The 13,579-nt window shown below is 68.5% G+C and carries 11 protein-coding genes; 6 read left to right on the top strand and 5 right to left on the bottom strand.

Annotated features, from left to right (window positions below; all coding sequences use genetic code 11):
• Nucleotide 1: 1 nt before the first annotated feature.
• The gene (locus D7X32_RS09825) at nt 2–790 is read right to left on the bottom strand and encodes a hypothetical protein (RefSeq protein ID WP_120602256.1); all 789 of its coding nucleotides are present in this window, start codon (nt 788–790) and stop codon (nt 2–4) included.
• A 176-nt stretch (nt 791–966) separates the two neighbouring features.
• On the opposite strand from D7X32_RS09825, the gene D7X32_RS09830 reads away from it, so the two are divergent.
• From D7X32_RS09830 to D7X32_RS09845, 4 genes are all read left to right on the top strand, one after another.
• Entirely contained in the window at nt 967–3,618 is a 2,652-nt protein-coding gene (locus tag D7X32_RS09830; protein ID WP_120602257.1) for a PEP-utilizing enzyme, read from the top strand.
• 7 nt (nt 3,619–3,625) lie between these two features.
• Complete coding sequence (locus D7X32_RS09835; protein WP_158625650.1) at nt 3,626–4,240, top strand: gamma-glutamyl-gamma-aminobutyrate hydrolase family protein; 615 nt, start codon at nt 3,626–3,628, stop codon at nt 4,238–4,240.
• Nucleotides 4,237–5,007 carry a phosphocholine cytidylyltransferase family protein gene (locus D7X32_RS09840; protein ID WP_120602259.1) on the top strand — a complete coding sequence of 257 codons (771 nt, stop codon included), beginning with the start codon at nt 4,237–4,239 and terminating at the stop codon, nt 5,005–5,007. The genes D7X32_RS09835 and D7X32_RS09840 overlap by 4 nt, the downstream gene beginning before the upstream one ends.
• A gap of 312 nt (nt 5,008–5,319) precedes the next feature.
• Nucleotides 5,320–6,285, top strand: coding sequence for a TolB family protein (locus tag D7X32_RS09845; protein ID WP_158625651.1), 966 nt, complete (start codon nt 5,320–5,322; stop codon nt 6,283–6,285).
• Nucleotides 6,286–6,341: 56 nt separating this feature from the next.
• Here the strand turns inward: D7X32_RS09845 and D7X32_RS09850 are convergent, their stop codons facing one another.
• Nucleotides 6,342–7,238 carry an endonuclease/exonuclease/phosphatase family protein gene (locus D7X32_RS09850; protein WP_120602261.1) on the bottom strand — a complete coding sequence of 299 codons (897 nt, stop codon included), beginning with the start codon at nt 7,236–7,238 and terminating at the stop codon, nt 6,342–6,344.
• 476 nt (nt 7,239–7,714) lie between these two features.
• Entirely contained in the window at nt 7,715–8,020 is a 306-nt protein-coding gene (locus D7X32_RS09855) for a J domain-containing protein (protein ID WP_120602262.1), read from the bottom strand.
• A gap of 824 nt (nt 8,021–8,844) precedes the next feature.
• Here D7X32_RS09855 and D7X32_RS09865 point away from each other — a divergent pair.
• Nucleotides 8,845–9,759 carry a Kelch repeat-containing protein gene (locus D7X32_RS09865; RefSeq protein ID WP_120602264.1) on the top strand — a complete coding sequence of 305 codons (915 nt, stop codon included), beginning with the start codon at nt 8,845–8,847 and terminating at the stop codon, nt 9,757–9,759.
• A 28-nt stretch (nt 9,760–9,787) separates the two neighbouring features.
• On the opposite strand, the gene D7X32_RS09870 is transcribed toward D7X32_RS09865, so the two are convergent.
• Nucleotides 9,788–10,303 (bottom strand): hypothetical protein, encoded by a 516-nt coding sequence (locus tag D7X32_RS09870; RefSeq protein WP_120602265.1) that lies wholly within the window; start codon nt 10,301–10,303, stop codon nt 9,788–9,790.
• Nucleotides 10,304–10,548: 245 nt separating this feature from the next.
• Between D7X32_RS09870 and D7X32_RS09875 the strand changes: the two genes are divergently transcribed.
• Nucleotides 10,549–11,706, top strand: coding sequence for a M57 family metalloprotease (locus D7X32_RS09875; RefSeq protein WP_120602266.1), 1,158 nt, complete (start codon nt 10,549–10,551; stop codon nt 11,704–11,706).
• 70 nt (nt 11,707–11,776) lie between these two features.
• On the opposite strand, the gene D7X32_RS09880 is transcribed toward D7X32_RS09875, so the two are convergent.
• Nucleotides 11,777–12,943 (bottom strand): hypothetical protein, encoded by a 1,167-nt coding sequence (locus tag D7X32_RS09880; protein WP_244238934.1) that lies wholly within the window; start codon nt 12,941–12,943, stop codon nt 11,777–11,779.
• Nucleotides 12,944–13,579 lie beyond the last annotated feature (636 nt).

Consider the following 13,579-nt stretch of genomic DNA (forward strand, 5'->3'; position numbering starts at 1 on the left):
GTCACCCCATCAACGGCACGCGTTCGAGGACCCGGCTCTTGAGGATGAGGTCGTCGTGCGTGCGCAGGATGGAGAGCTCGGTCACGTCGAGCTCCACGAGGGTCGTCTCCCGGAAGCGCTGCAGCACGCCGAAGAGCTCATCCGCCTCGTGCACGTCCAGCTCGGAGTTGAAGCGCAGGTGGTCCATCAACTGGAGACAGCCGATGTAGAAGCCCGGGTGGAGCGAGTGGCCCAGGCGCGTCTGGACCTCGGTGAGGTGGTCCACGGGGTTCGGGCCGTCCGTCAGCTCCGGATAGACGGGGAAGTAGATGCGGCCGTTCTTCTTGCCCCAGAACCAGCCGCCCTTCACCTGGATGCGGAAGCGGGGGAAGCCCTCCAGCCGCTGCTTCACGAAGGGCACGATGTCCGCGATGGGCATCCGTTCATGGAGCCCGTTGCAGATGGTGAAGTGGTGTCTGTATTTGCGCCGCTCGACAGTCTCCCAGGAAATCTTCCGCGCCGCGGCGGTCATGGCCACGGCGTTCATGAAGCGGTTGAACTGGGGGCTCTGGGCGAAGGCACCGAAGTCCACGAAGCCCACCAGCGAGACACGGGGCGCGCGGTAGGTGCCCAGCCAGTCGTAGCCGGCCTTGAGGTCAAACGGCACGGCCTCCGGGTGGTCGGGCCGCACCAGCGGCAGCTGCATCAACCGGTACTCGTAGGAGAGGACATGGTCCTCGGACGGGCGGGGCTGAAGCTCATTGCCCGCGCGGCGGTACGCCAGCCGCTCATCCGTGGCGAAGGTTCTCATGCATCGAATCCACCACACGTGGGCAGGGGCCACAATGCGATGCCGCGCACGCGCCCTGCACCCCGTCCGCTCGTGCGAGGTCGCCCGTGACAGCCCTGAACCGCGAAGCCGCGACGCTTCGCCTCACCCCTCTGGTTGGAAGTTCTCCTGACTGCCGCATCCGTGGCGTTGGCCCCGTGCACGCCTCCATGTGGCTCTGGGCCGAGCGCGTCCTCGGCACGCTCGCCCAGTCGTACGACGGCGTGCCGCTGACGCTCGTGTTCAAGGGAACGGTGCTCCCGCGTCCGCGCGCGCTCCGCGTGTTGCTCCAGGCGGCCCCCACCGTCATCGCGACCTGGCGGGGGGAGTGCCGCTTCATCGTCGGAAGGACCCAGGCGGTACGAGAGGCGCTGGAAGGAGGGGACCTGGACGCGCTGGCGGACCGGCTGACCCAGGCCGGAGACGTGGCCCGCTTCGAGCTGGAAGCGGACGAGGTCTCAAGCGAGCTCCTGGCGCCCGTGGGCCGGCTCGTGCTGGGGGACAAGGCGCGCACGCTCGACCTCCTGTCGGAGCTGCACGGGCCGTGGCGCATCTCCCGTCCGCACATCGTGCAGGGCGAGGACTGGGCCCGGGACCGCGATGCCGTGCTCCAGCGTGTACAGGCGCGCTTCGGGAACGAGCGCGTCGTGGTGCGCTCCTCCTGCTCCGCGGAGGATGCGTGGACCGAATCGAACGCGGGTCGCTTCCTCTCAGTGCTCGACGTGGACGCGGGCGATGCCGTGACCGTGGGCGGCGCCATCTCGGACGTCTTCGCTTCGTACGGTCCGGGGGCTGGAGCGGAGAAGGTCTTCCTCCAGTCCTACGTCCACCCCGTGAGCGAGAGCGGCGTGCTGATGGCGCGGCACCCGGAGACGCTGGCCTCGTACTGGGTGGTGGCGTCGGACGTCTCCAGCGGGCGCACGGATCAGATCACATCCGGCGCCCTGGAGAAGCCCTCCTCCGCGTACGTGGAGCACGGCGTGCCCCGGGGCCTGTTACCGGACTCGCTCCGTCGCGTCGTCACCGTGGGCCGAGAGCTGGTGAAGCTCATTGGCGTGGAGGCATTGGACATCGAGTTCGCGCTGGCGGGCGGTGACTTCCACCTCTTCCAGGTGCGCCCCATCGCCAAGGGTTCGTCGCTGCCGGAGGGAAGCGAGGTCCGCCGGGCGATGCTGCTGGCGGATGCCTGCACGGCGCACCAGGCGCTGCTGCGGCCCAAGGCCCCTGTCGTCGGAGATGGGGCCGTCTACAGCACGATGACGGACTGGAACCCGGCGGAGATGATTGGCCGGCGCCCGCTTCCGCTCGCGCGCACGCTCTACGGCAGGCTGATCACGGACCGGACCTGGGCGGAGCAGCGCGCGGCCTACGGGTACCGCGACCTGCGCGGCACTCCCCTGCTGCGCGACTTCGCGGGGCACGCCTACGTGGACGTGCGCGCCTCTCTCAACTCCTTCATCCCGGCCGTCACCCCGGCGCGCGTGGCGGAGGCCCTGGTCTCCCGGCAGCTGGCCCGGCTGGCCCACGCCCCCGAGCTGCATGACAAGGTGGAGTTCGAGATCGCGGACACATGCGCGAGCCTCGGCCTGCGCGAGCGGCTTCGGAGGCTCTACGCGTCCTCGTTGGATGCAGGGGAGCTGGACGCCCTGGCCACCGCGCTGCGGGACATCACGCTCCGCGGGCTCTCCGACCTCCCCGCGCAGGTGGAGCAGGTGGAGCGGCTTCGGTCCCATCCGTTCGCGCCGGGCTTCGAGGGCGGACTCGGCCCCATCCTCGCGCGCTTGCGGCAGTTGGGCACCCTGCCCTTCGCGCACCTGGCACGGACGGCGTTCGTGGTGACCGCGCTGCTCAAGAGCTTCGTGCGCGAGGGAGTGATGGATTCAAGCGAGCAGCGCGAAGTGCTCCAGCGCATCCGGACGGTGGCGGGACAGCTGCAAGCGGATGCGCTCCGCGTGCGGCGGGGCGAGCTGGGCCTGGAGGCGCTCGTCGCGGAGTTCGGCCACCTGCGCCCGGGGACCTATGACATCCGGATGCCCCGCTATGACGCGGACCCGGAGCGATACTTCGGCCCGCTCATCTCCGGAGGGGAGGAACCGTTCAGGCACGAGGCCCCGCTGTCCCGGAGCCTCCACGAGCGCCTGGGCGCGGGCCTGCGGAGCGCCGGCCTGTCGATGACCGGCGAGGTGTTTCTCGCGCACCTGGGCGCGGGCATCGCGGGGCGCGAGTACGGCAAGCACGTCTTCACGAAGACGCTGAGCGGCGTGCTCGAACACCTCGCGCAGTGGGGCGAGCCGCTGGGGCTGAGCAGGGATGACCTGGCGCACCTGTCACTGGAGCAGGTGGAGACCGCCCTGACGCTTCCGCCGCTCGAGGCCCGGTCGTGGTGCCGCGACGCCGTGGAGGAGGCCCGCGAGCATGCCGCCGCCGTCAACCTCATCGAGCTGCCGGACATCCTGGTGCGCACGTCGCACCTGCTCTTCCACGTGAGCAGTGGAGAGCAGCCCCTCTTCGTCACCAAGGCGTGCGTGCGCGCGCCGGTGCTGGTCGCGGACGGGCTGCCAGACCCGGAGCGCGTGCGCGGAAACATCGTGCTGCTGGAGCGCGCCGACCCCGGCTACGACGGGCTGCTCGCGCTGGGCGTCGCCGGCATCGTCACGGCGTACGGGGGCGCGAACTCACACATGGCGGTGCGCTGCACCGAGTTGCAGTTGCCCGCCGCCATCGGCGTGGGACGGGAGCAGTTCCGGCGGCTGTCGGGTGGGCGGGCGATGACGCTGGACTGCGGGGGGCGCAGGCTCGTCCATGAGTGAGTGCCGCGTGGTCCTGATCACCCAGCGCAGCGACCGTGTCCCGGGGCGTCCGGAGATGCGGGACGCACTCGAGGACTCCTGGGCCTCGTGCCTGTGGGAGGCCGGCTGGGTGCCGTTCCCCGCGGTGAACGTGGCCGCCGCGGCCGCCGCCCAGTTCGAAGCCCTTCGTCCGGGGCTCGTCATCCTGAGTGGAGGCAACGACGCTCCGGGGACGGGACCGGATGCCGTTCCCGCGCGCGATGAGACGGAGTCGGTCCTGCTGTCGCTTGCCGCCCGGACGCGGACACCGGTGCTGGGCGTGTGCCGGGGCGCGCAGATGCTCGCGCGCTTCGCGGGGATGCGGCTGGTGCCTGTCGAAGGCCACGTGCGCGTGCGCCACGTGCTGACGGGTCCCCTCGCCCAGGCGTGGCAGGGCCCGGCGGAGGTGGCGAGCTTCCACCACTGGGGCGTGGCGGAGGACTCCCTGCCCTACGGCTGGGACGTCCTCGCGCGCTCGGAGGACGGCGCGGTGGAGGCCTTCGCGAACCGGGCGCGGCGTTCGCTGGGCATCCTCTGGCACCCCGAGCGTGAGCCCCATCACCTTTCCGCAGTCCTTGAAGTCATGGAGGCGTACGAACCGTGAAAGCCATCATCCTGGCCGCGGGCCTGGGCACCCGCATGGGGCCGCTCGCTGCGAACCGGCCGAAGTGTCTGGTGGAGTTGGCGGGAGCCCCGCTGCTCGACCATCAGCTGGCCGTCTACAAGCACTTCGGCGTGGACGTCACGGTGATGGCCGGCGCGTATCCCGAGCTGACGCAGGCGGGGCGTGACGTGCGCGTTGTCGTGAACCCGGCCTACACCACCGGCAACATGGTCTCCACGCTGCGCTTCAGCCAGCCGGTGGTGTCCCGGACGGAGCCAGTCCTCGTCTCCTATGGGGACATCGTCTTCTCGCGCGAGGTGTTGGCGCGAATGCTCGCCGCGTCCCGGGACGTGGACGTCGCCATCGACACGCAGTGGCGCCGTCTCTGGGAGCTGCGGATGGAGGACCCCACGACCGACTGCGAGTCCTTGCGCCTCGAAGGCGAGCGCATCGTGGACATCGGCTCGCGAGTGCGTTCGGTGGAGGCGGTGCAGGGGCAGTACATCGGGCTGCTGCGGTTCGGGCCCGGCGTCCTGCACGCGCTGCTGGAGCGCTTCGACCAGCGTGTGGCAAAGGATCCGCGCTACTGGAACATCTCCATGACGGCCTTCCTCCAGGACCTCATCTCCGATGGAGTGGAGGTCCACGCCGTGCCCATCGCGTCCGGCTGGCTGGAGGCGGACAACGCGGAGGACCTGCGCCGCTACACGGAGGCCCACGCCTCGGGAGCACTGGCGGGCTTCTGGTCCCCCACCGCGGTCAGATGAGACGCACCCGAGGGTCCCCCGCGTCCTGGAGCAGCGAGAAGCCAGCGCGGTAGCGCTCCTGGATGCCGGGGACGGACAGGTCCACGACCGGCAAACCCAGCCAACAACGGCAACTCTTGCCGGCCCGAAGCGCCGGATCGCGGCAAGACTTGCCGTCTTCACGGGTTGCTTCAGGGCGAGCGGCCTTGAACGTGGATTGGCCCTGCCCTTGCTTTGGTGAGCCTCGCGGGGCCGGGGCCGTACGGTGAATCTGAAACACAGCTGGGAGCCAGTGCCATGATGATGGGAAGAAGCTGCATCCTTGGAGCAGTCATGCTGACGGCCGCGTGTGGTGTCTCCAACCCTGAACAGGAGGCCGCGGAGGACGATGTCACGGCGAAGACGTGCCTCCCCAACTGCCCACCGCCGACGAAGATCGCCTTCGCGTCGAACCGGGGAAGCGACCCCGCCCACCCCATCAACACCTACGATATCTTCGTGATGGGCACCGATGGCACCGTGTTGACCCGCCTCACGACCGACCTCGTGATGGACCGGCGCCCCAAACTCAACAAGGCGCGCACCCAGGTGGTCTGGCAGCGCGACTACAGCCAGACGTATCCGTACTTTGGCGACTTCGAGATCGTCACCGCCAACATCGACGGCAGCAACATGCAGCGGCTCACGAACTGGGCAGGTGAAGACGAACAGCCCGCCTTCAGCCCCGACGGGACGCGCATCGTCTTCGTCCACTGCACCTCCCGGTGCAGCCTCTACCTGATGGACGCCAACGGCCAGAACCTGGCCCTCCTGGCCACGGACCTGCAAGGCGCCGGCAGCTACCTCACGCCGAGCTTCAGCCCCGATGGTCAGAAGGTCGTGTTCGGCTACGAGGCGCTGAGCACGTCGGACATTCCCTTCCGGGGCATCTACCGCATCAACGTGGATGGGACGGGCCTGGTGAGGCTGAACGAAGGCCCCTCCGACTGGACCTCGTTCTTCCCGGTCTACAACGCGGCGGGGACGAAGATTGCCTTCACCGCGAGCATCTCAGTGCAGAGCTTGTACGAGCGGGACCTCTACTCCATGAACGCGGACGGGACGGGTCTGGTCGCGCTGCAGAACGGGCCGGAGGACGACCAATGCCCGGCCTACAGTCCTACTGCGGATACCCTGGTGTTCGAACGCCTCACGAACAGCGCGAGCAGTAGCGAAATCTTCATGCGGTCCGTCAACGGCACCCTTACCAACCTGACGAACACCGTGAGCGCGGACGAAGTCGAACCGTCCTGGCAGTGACGGAAGCCCGGTGAAACGGCGCGCCCCCCGCCAGGTGGGCGCGCCGTTTCTTTCCCCTAGTTCGTCACCCGGGCCGTCCCGATGAGCGCGCGGTGGTCGGAGCACGACCCGTCACCCCGCAGGGTGGCTTCGACATACTTCTTCCCCGTCCAGTTGTACGCGAAGAACATGTAGTCGAGCTTCGAGTTCCACGGCTGGTTGCATGCCGCGCTGTACTGGCGCTTGGTCTCGCGGTTCGCGGCTTGGTCCGCATCGATGAACGGGTCACCGTTCCCCAGGTGGTTCAGGGTCTGGATCACGGGGAAGGAGGGCGCCGAGTTGAAGTCGCCTCCGACCATGACCCGGTAGCCCTCGTTCATCCAGCCGAGCGACCAGCTCTTGATCGTGTTCGCTTGATTGAGCCGCGTGTTGTCGTCCGGGCCCGAGCCGGCGATGAGGTGGGTGCTGCACGCCCGGAAGGTCCGACCCTCCTTGGTGAAGTCCACGCAGATCATCCCGTGGCCCGAGTTCCCCGGCAGGGCGAGGTTGTAGGGCCCGGCGAGCGGATACTCCGACCGGGCGGCGATCAGGTTGCCGTGGTTGGCCCCCCCGGTGCCGCCACACGCGGCCTTGTACTTGGTGGGGTAGAACGCGGCCCAGTACCCCCTGGGTGCGTTGGTGTTCCAGAACGCCGTTGCCTGCGTCTGGCAGACCTCCTGGAGCGCGACCACGTCGGGCTGCTTGCTCCCGATCAAATCGTTCACCAATGCGATGGCGCCCGTGCCGCCCCCGTAGGCGAGCTCACCACCGATGTTGTGGGTGATCGCGACGATGTAGCCGGAGTTGACCAGCGCATTCACCCCCTGCGCCTCGGCGGACCCGGCCGGGGCCGAACCCAGCTCGGCCGGAGTCGAGGTCTCACCCGCCAGGGCCACGATGGGGGCGAACAGCAGACCGGTCAGGAGCTTCTTCATGGCGAAACCTCCAAGGTGATAGGGATGTTTTCCAGAAATGCTCGTTTCTCAAGACCTTCTTGTCAAACCAGAAAAACATGACCGGGAGGTGGGTGCTTGTTTCGCTCCGCGTCCAGCGGGGCGGCAGAGAGGTCCGCTCAGGTGTACGTCTCGACCTCTTCCAGCTTCTCGCGCAGGGCCTCCAGCTGCGCGGGCGTCGCGCCCAGCCGCTTCATCATCGCCATCTCCGGGACGAAGCGCTCCTCGGACACCTCGTGTCGGTGCGGAAGCCGGCGCGTCGAAGCGGGGTCTCCACGACTCGTCCAGGATCTCCCTGGCGCGTGGAGCTTGTCCGCCCAGGTGGGCGGCGCGATGAGCACACCCCGAGCGCCATCAACAGGGCGGCCAGGTGCAGCGCGATGGATGACCTTGGAGCAGTGGGACCGGGCATCGGGGCGTGAACCCGCAGGGCCGTACCCTGGCCCCGTTCGCGCCCCTCAATGCATCCGCACCTTCACGCCCACGCGTCCCCGGGGAATGGCCACCGCGGACCTTGGCTCGGGGGTGTAGGTCGTCGTCACCGTGCGGAAGCGGGGGGCCGCGATACGGGCGTCGTAGCGCTGGCGCTTCGCCGCGTCGCCCAGCGCGTCGTAGGCGGCCTGGACCTGGAGGAAGTGCTCCGTGGACTCCGGGCTCACGTCCCGGTCCGGGTGGTAACGCCGCACCAGTCGCAGGTAGGCACGCCGGATCTCGCCCGCGTCCGCTGTCGCCGTCACGCCCAGCACCGCGTACAGGTCCACCATGCACCGGAACCTGGAGACGGTGCGCGCTCCGGGCAAAAGGACCCCAGGGCCCGTGCGTCTGTTTGAACCCGAACCGCGAGGGCCGCACGACCCGTTTTCCCGCCCGCCTGCGTGAGGTGTCGAGTGCTGGCGTACGTGAACGAGGCAGGAGGGGTGCGAGCGACGCTGGAGCACCTGGCCCTCCGCGGAACCTCCGCTCCTGCCCTCACCCTCCACATGGCCTCCATCCCGCCGATGCGCGAAGGCCCGTGCGTTAGATTGGGGACATGTCCCTGGCACCTCCTCCCTCCGCTCCCGCGCGCCGCCGTGTCATCCTCAACGGTGTCGCGGCCGTGCTCGGATTGCTCACGGTGGCGCTGCTGGCGCACGCCTTCATCCGCTGGCAGGAGGCGGACCGGGACTCCTCGTCGAAACCTCCTTCGCCGAGGGACCTTCATGACGCGCGACGTGCTCGCGTCGAATTGGCCGCTGCGCGGACCGATGGACCCCGCGCTTCTTCCTTCCGGGCCTGTCCGAACAAGGTGACGGGGGACTGTGACCACGGCGAAGCGTGTGACTCCACGAAGTACGATCTTCCACCGTGTCTGAGTGGAAACTGTTCTCCGCCCAAGCAAACGGGCGATCTTCGCTGCCACCGCATCTGCGAAGACGGGCTCTGCGCGGAAGGCGAGACGTGTGTGAAGCGCCGTCTCTTTGTCAGTGATTATGGTGTTCCAGAGGTTCCCCTGTGTCTGTGCTCCGGGAGCTCCTGTCCGACGAGGGGCCCCGAGGCGGAGCCCTGGCCCGCGGAGGGCGGCCTTGCGCTCTGGCGGGAGGAGCCGTCCATGCCTGTCGACCTCTACTACCATGCCTCCGCGGCCTCACGGGACCGTGTCTTCGTTTCAGGAGGGCTGAGCTTCAAGCAGGGTTCCACTTCTTCGCTCGACCAACGGGCGACTGTCTTTTCCGCGCCCATCCAGGCGGATGGCGTGCTGGGCGCATGGACGGAGAGCGCGCAGTTGCCCGACCCGCTCGTGCATCACGCGATGGCCGTGGTGGATCAGCGGCTGTTCGTCGCGGGCGGCGAGCTCCGAAGAAGTTTCTCCAAGGGGGTGAGTTCCGCGTCCCTGCGGGAGGATGGAACCCTGGGCCCCTGGCAAACAGAAGCCGCACTGCCCCAGCCTCGCGGATGGCATGCGCTGGTGGCAGCTGGCGCGGAACTGTGGGTGGTCGGAGGCTCGCTCGATAAGGGCTACTTCACGACGGGCACGCCCGAGCTCTGGCGCGCGAAGCGCTCCGCATCACGCATCGAAGGGTGGGAGTCCATCGAGGCCCCCTCCACGCTTCACTTCGACCAGACGCCAGCGGTGGCGATGGGCCGTCTGTATGTGACGGGGGCCGAGGGCAAGCTGTACTCCATGGCACTCGACGCCGAGCATGTCTGGCGGACGGAGACCTCCACGCCTTCGTGGTCGGGGCGGTCGCACGGCGATGATCCACGCCTGGACGTAGTGCGGTTGCTGGCGATGGAGGATCGGCTGGTTCTTCTCCTGCAACAGGGGCGCGTCCTCACCGCTCCGCTCCAGGCGGAAGGCCGCGTGGGCCCGTGGTCCCAGGCGTCCCGGATGTATGGCCCCGGCAGTGGATTCACCGCCAGCCAGGGTGAAGACGGCCGCATCTATGTGTTTGGCGGCACGAGCGCCAATCCCGAGGAGCACCGGAACGCGCGGGTCTGGTCCAGCCAGCGTTTGACGCCGTGAGCCGGCTGGCTTCGGGTCCCCACTGCGGTCAGATGAGGCGCACCCGGGGGTCCCCCGCGTCCTGGAGCAGGGAGAAGCCGGCGCGGTAGCGCTCCTGGATGTCGGGGACGGAGGTCAGCGCGCGGACGGCCGCGTCCCAGTCCGGCCAGGTGAGCTGCTCCGAGCGGACGGCGTCGCTGAAGGGCGTGTCGTCCGTGAGGTGGAAGTGCACCTGCCCCACGTCCTGCCGGGGACCCGCGTTGACGAGCACCGACGCGGGGGCCCGCTGCCGTGCGCCGGTGATGAGCGCGAAGAGGTCCGCGCGAAGCCCGGCGTGGCGCGGGTGCGCCAGGGCGAAGACGTCCGGCACGCCCCGCAGGGGGACGGCGATGTGGTGGAAGGTGCCGTAGACGGGACGCGGGTGGCGGTAGATGGCGGCCTGCTTCGAGCGGTCCACGGAGGTGAGGGGAAGGAGCCGGTCCGCGTGCGCGAAGCCGAAGCGCACCAGGGAGCCGGAGGCAGGGGTCCGCGCCATCCGGAACGCCAGCTGTTTGAGGGTTGCCATGAACGTCCTTCGCTCGGGTGTCAGTCGAAGGAAGCATGCCCTCGCGGTCTGACAGCCTGCTCCGCAGGTCCGACTCCAGGCGGGATTCTCAAGGTCCCCACCGGGATGTCCAGAAGCTTGCGCTCACCCTCCACAAGCGGGTTCAAACGCCTGCGCTATCAGCTATATCCGCTTTCGCCTCATTTCCATGGACCAGACTGCCATTGCCCGCATCAAGCGTGCAGGTCCATCACCAAGGAGTCTCCATGTTCTCAAGAAGCCTCGTACTTGCGGCAGGGTGCATCGCGCTGGGATTCGGGTGTGGCGAGCCCGCGGATGAGACGCAGGAAATCGTTGGCAACCTGGTCAGTGCCGGATTCCCGTCCAACGACATCATGGTCGTCGATGGGAAGGTCTATGTCGGGCGGGATGCCGAGGTGTCCCTGGACGCCTCTCGCGAGATGCTCGCGGCCGGCGCGACCCCCGAGGAGCAGTACCGCACGAACAACGTCGTCAGCCCGTCCCTGACGAAGATCTGCATCAACGGTTCGGCGTTCACCGGCGTGTTCAGCACGGCGCTGGACATGGCCATCCAGAACTACGACGAGCTGCCGCTCACCTTCACCATGGCGCGCACGCCGAGCACCGGCTGTAGCTTCACCATCAATGGGGTCATCGACCCGAACATGAATGGCGGCGTGGCCGGCTTCCCGGTGAACGGCAATCCGTTCGGGCAGATCACCATCGGAGGCCTGCTCAGCCAGTACGGCGTCGACGTCATCGAGCACGTCATCACGCATGAGATTGGCCACACCATCGGCTTCCGCCACTCGGACTACTACAACCGCGCCATCAGCTGCGGCTCCGGCGGCAACGAGGGTGACGCCGGTGTCGGCGCAATCCACATCCCCGGCACGCCGACGACGGCGAGCGTCGGCGAATCGATCATGAACTCCTGCTTCCGCGCGGTGGAGACGGGCGAGTTCACCGCCAGCGACCGCACCGCGCTGGCCGCGATGTACACGGCCTCCGCCCCCAGCCTGGTCAGCGCCCTGGACTCGAACCGCTGTCTGGACGTGACCGGCGGCAGCGAAGCGCAGGGAACGCCCACCCAGCTCTGGGAGTGCAACGGGTCCCCCGCGCAGCAGTGGCGCCTGACGGCTCAAGGAGAGCTGCGAAGCAGCCTGGCGCCCAATCTCTGTCTGGACGTCTTCAACGGCGATCCGACGCCGGGCACGGTCGTCCAGATCTATGGGTGCAATGGCACGGCCGCCCAGCGGTGGACGGTGGTCGGCGCCACGGTGCGCAGCGCCCTGGCGCCCAACCTCTGCCTGGATGTCTTCAATGCCAGCACGACCCCAGGCACCAAGATCCAAGTCTGGGAGTGCAACGGCACGAACGCCCAGAACTGGTTCACGCGCTGAGGAGCGCGGGGTCCAGCGTGCGCTCGGGCGCCAATAGCCCAAGCGCACGCAGGAGGGGGATGCGGCGGGCCTATAGCCCTACCTGGAGCAGGAGGATGAGCCGCGAGAAGGAGTCCGTGCCCTCCCGCAGCGCCGGATAGTGGTCCCAGCTGAGCGCGGCTCCCAACGGACCGAAGTGCAGGTCCGCGAGGAGCCGCAGGCCCAGCCTGGCTTCGGGGAGCACCTGCACCGGCACCCCCAGGCCGAGCCCGAAGCTCGGGATGATGACGACCTGGGGCGTCGCATACTGCGTGAGGGGCGTGATGACGACCTCGTCGCGAAAGTCCGTCTCCACCGAGAGCGAATGCAGGAAGGACTCGGGCGCCGCCAACTGGTAGCCGAACCGGGCCATGAAGCGGGCACCGTCCCCGAGCCGCGCGCCCAGGCCCAGCTGCACACCGCCCGAAGTCCACCACGGCTTGCGCTTCGTCAGCGTGATGTTGAGCCGCTCGGGCGCGCTCGCCGCCGTGAGGCTCCGCTCCGCCACCACCTGCTCGCCCTCGTGCCGAAGCCGCCAGCCCGTGGCCACCGGCAGCGTGCGCGCGGATGCGTCCAGGCTGCTGCCCACCTCCCACGCGGAAGGGACCCGCACCGTGATGTGGAGCGTGGGGTTGCCCGCCCAGGTCCGGATGGGTCCCAGCAGATAGTCGATGTCCCAGTGCGTGGCCTGCTCCGGCCCGGGGGACAGCAGTGCGTGACGCGCCTGGACCGCGGGCCATACGTACCCCGGGGGCAGGAAGCGCCGCTCGAGCTGCATCAGGCCCCGCACCAACAGCTCCCCTTCCCGCCCGGGCGGAAGCGTGAGGGTGAAGCCGAAGCGCTCCACCGGGGTATGCGCGAGCCGTGCGGAGTCGGGCATGGGGCCAAGCGAGGTCGCCTGCCCCTCTGTCACCGGGAGAGGCTCTTCGTCGAATCGCACGCTGACCTCACGCGTACGGAGGCCCAGGAAGGAGGCATCGATGACCTCCGCCTCGGCAGTCCCGTTGCGCAGCCGGTAGCGCGCCTCGAAGCGGCAGACCGCCTCTTGCTCCGCCTCCGCGCAATCGAAGTCCAGCTTCTCGCTGAGCACCTCCGAGCGCGTGCGCGCTGTCCCCGGTGACAGGGTGAAGGTCGCCGGCGTACGCGTGGAGGCGGCCACGTTGGCGGCGGCGGGCAATGCGGCGAGGAGACACGCGATGAACGCAAGGCGGACCGCCATGTCAGCCAGTGTCGCTCAAGTCCGAGGGAGCACCGAGGCGGTCCCACCGGAACGGAGCCGATCACGCGGAGCTCCACGTCACAGGCAGCGGCCATCCGCGAAGACCTTGGAGAGAAGCGGATGAAGTCCGCGAGCGAGCCTTCAACCACTTCGGTCCCTTCACCCCGCGCCCCGCCGTCCACACCCTTGAACTCGGCGGACCTCCGCATGCTGGCGGGGCTCCTGTAACCGGTCTCTGCCCCGCCGCGTATCCCTCCTCGCGACACCTGGAAGAGGCCGGAGGCGCTCTCAACGACCGAGAGTTGCCCGCACCCCTCAACATTCCACCCATGAGGTTTGTCCTGTCAGGACGATGCCCGGGCGGAGCCAGGTGCCCCACCATTCTCCTCTGGAAATTGACGTACCGCCCTACGCAGGGAGCACCGGGCCGGAAACATTTCAAACAATATGCCGCACACCATCCCACTCCACCGGGATCCGACCAGGAATTTCTTACAAAGTGGTGGGGCGCGGAAACTTCCGGACGGGGGTTGGGGAGAATGGGAAAAAACGGTCGCCGTTCCGGTCGCCGTTCCTATCGAACTCCGGAGTCCGCCCATGACCGCGCCCATCGGCTACCGCCCGCTTCCGCCGCCC

The organism is Corallococcus carmarthensis (assembly GCF_003611695.1).
In the GTDB taxonomy this organism is placed as follows: Bacteria; Myxococcota; Myxococcia; order Myxococcales; family Myxococcaceae; genus Corallococcus; species Corallococcus carmarthensis.

Coding starts and splice junctions, on each gene's coding strand:
- D7X32_RS09825 (WP_120602256.1), bottom strand. CDS start 790: ATGAGAACCTTCGCCACGGATGAGCGGCTGGCGTACCGCCGCGCGGGC.
- D7X32_RS09845 (WP_158625651.1), top strand. CDS start 5,320: ATGCTGACGGCCGCGTGTGGTGTCTCCAACCCTGAACAGGAGGCCGCG.
- D7X32_RS09850 (WP_120602261.1), bottom strand. CDS start 7,238: ATGAAGAAGCTCCTGACCGGTCTGCTGTTCGCCCCCATCGTGGCCCTG.
- D7X32_RS09855 (WP_120602262.1), bottom strand. CDS start 8,020: ATGGTGGACCTGTACGCGGTGCTGGGCGTGACGGCGACAGCGGACGCG.
- D7X32_RS09865 (WP_120602264.1), top strand. CDS start 8,845: ATGCCTGTCGACCTCTACTACCATGCCTCCGCGGCCTCACGGGACCGT.
- D7X32_RS09870 (WP_120602265.1), bottom strand. CDS start 10,303: ATGGCAACCCTCAAACAGCTGGCGTTCCGGATGGCGCGGACCCCTGCC.
- D7X32_RS09875 (WP_120602266.1), top strand. CDS start 10,549: ATGTTCTCAAGAAGCCTCGTACTTGCGGCAGGGTGCATCGCGCTGGGA.
- D7X32_RS09880 (WP_244238934.1), bottom strand. CDS start 12,943: ATGGCGGTCCGCCTTGCGTTCATCGCGTGTCTCCTCGCCGCATTGCCC.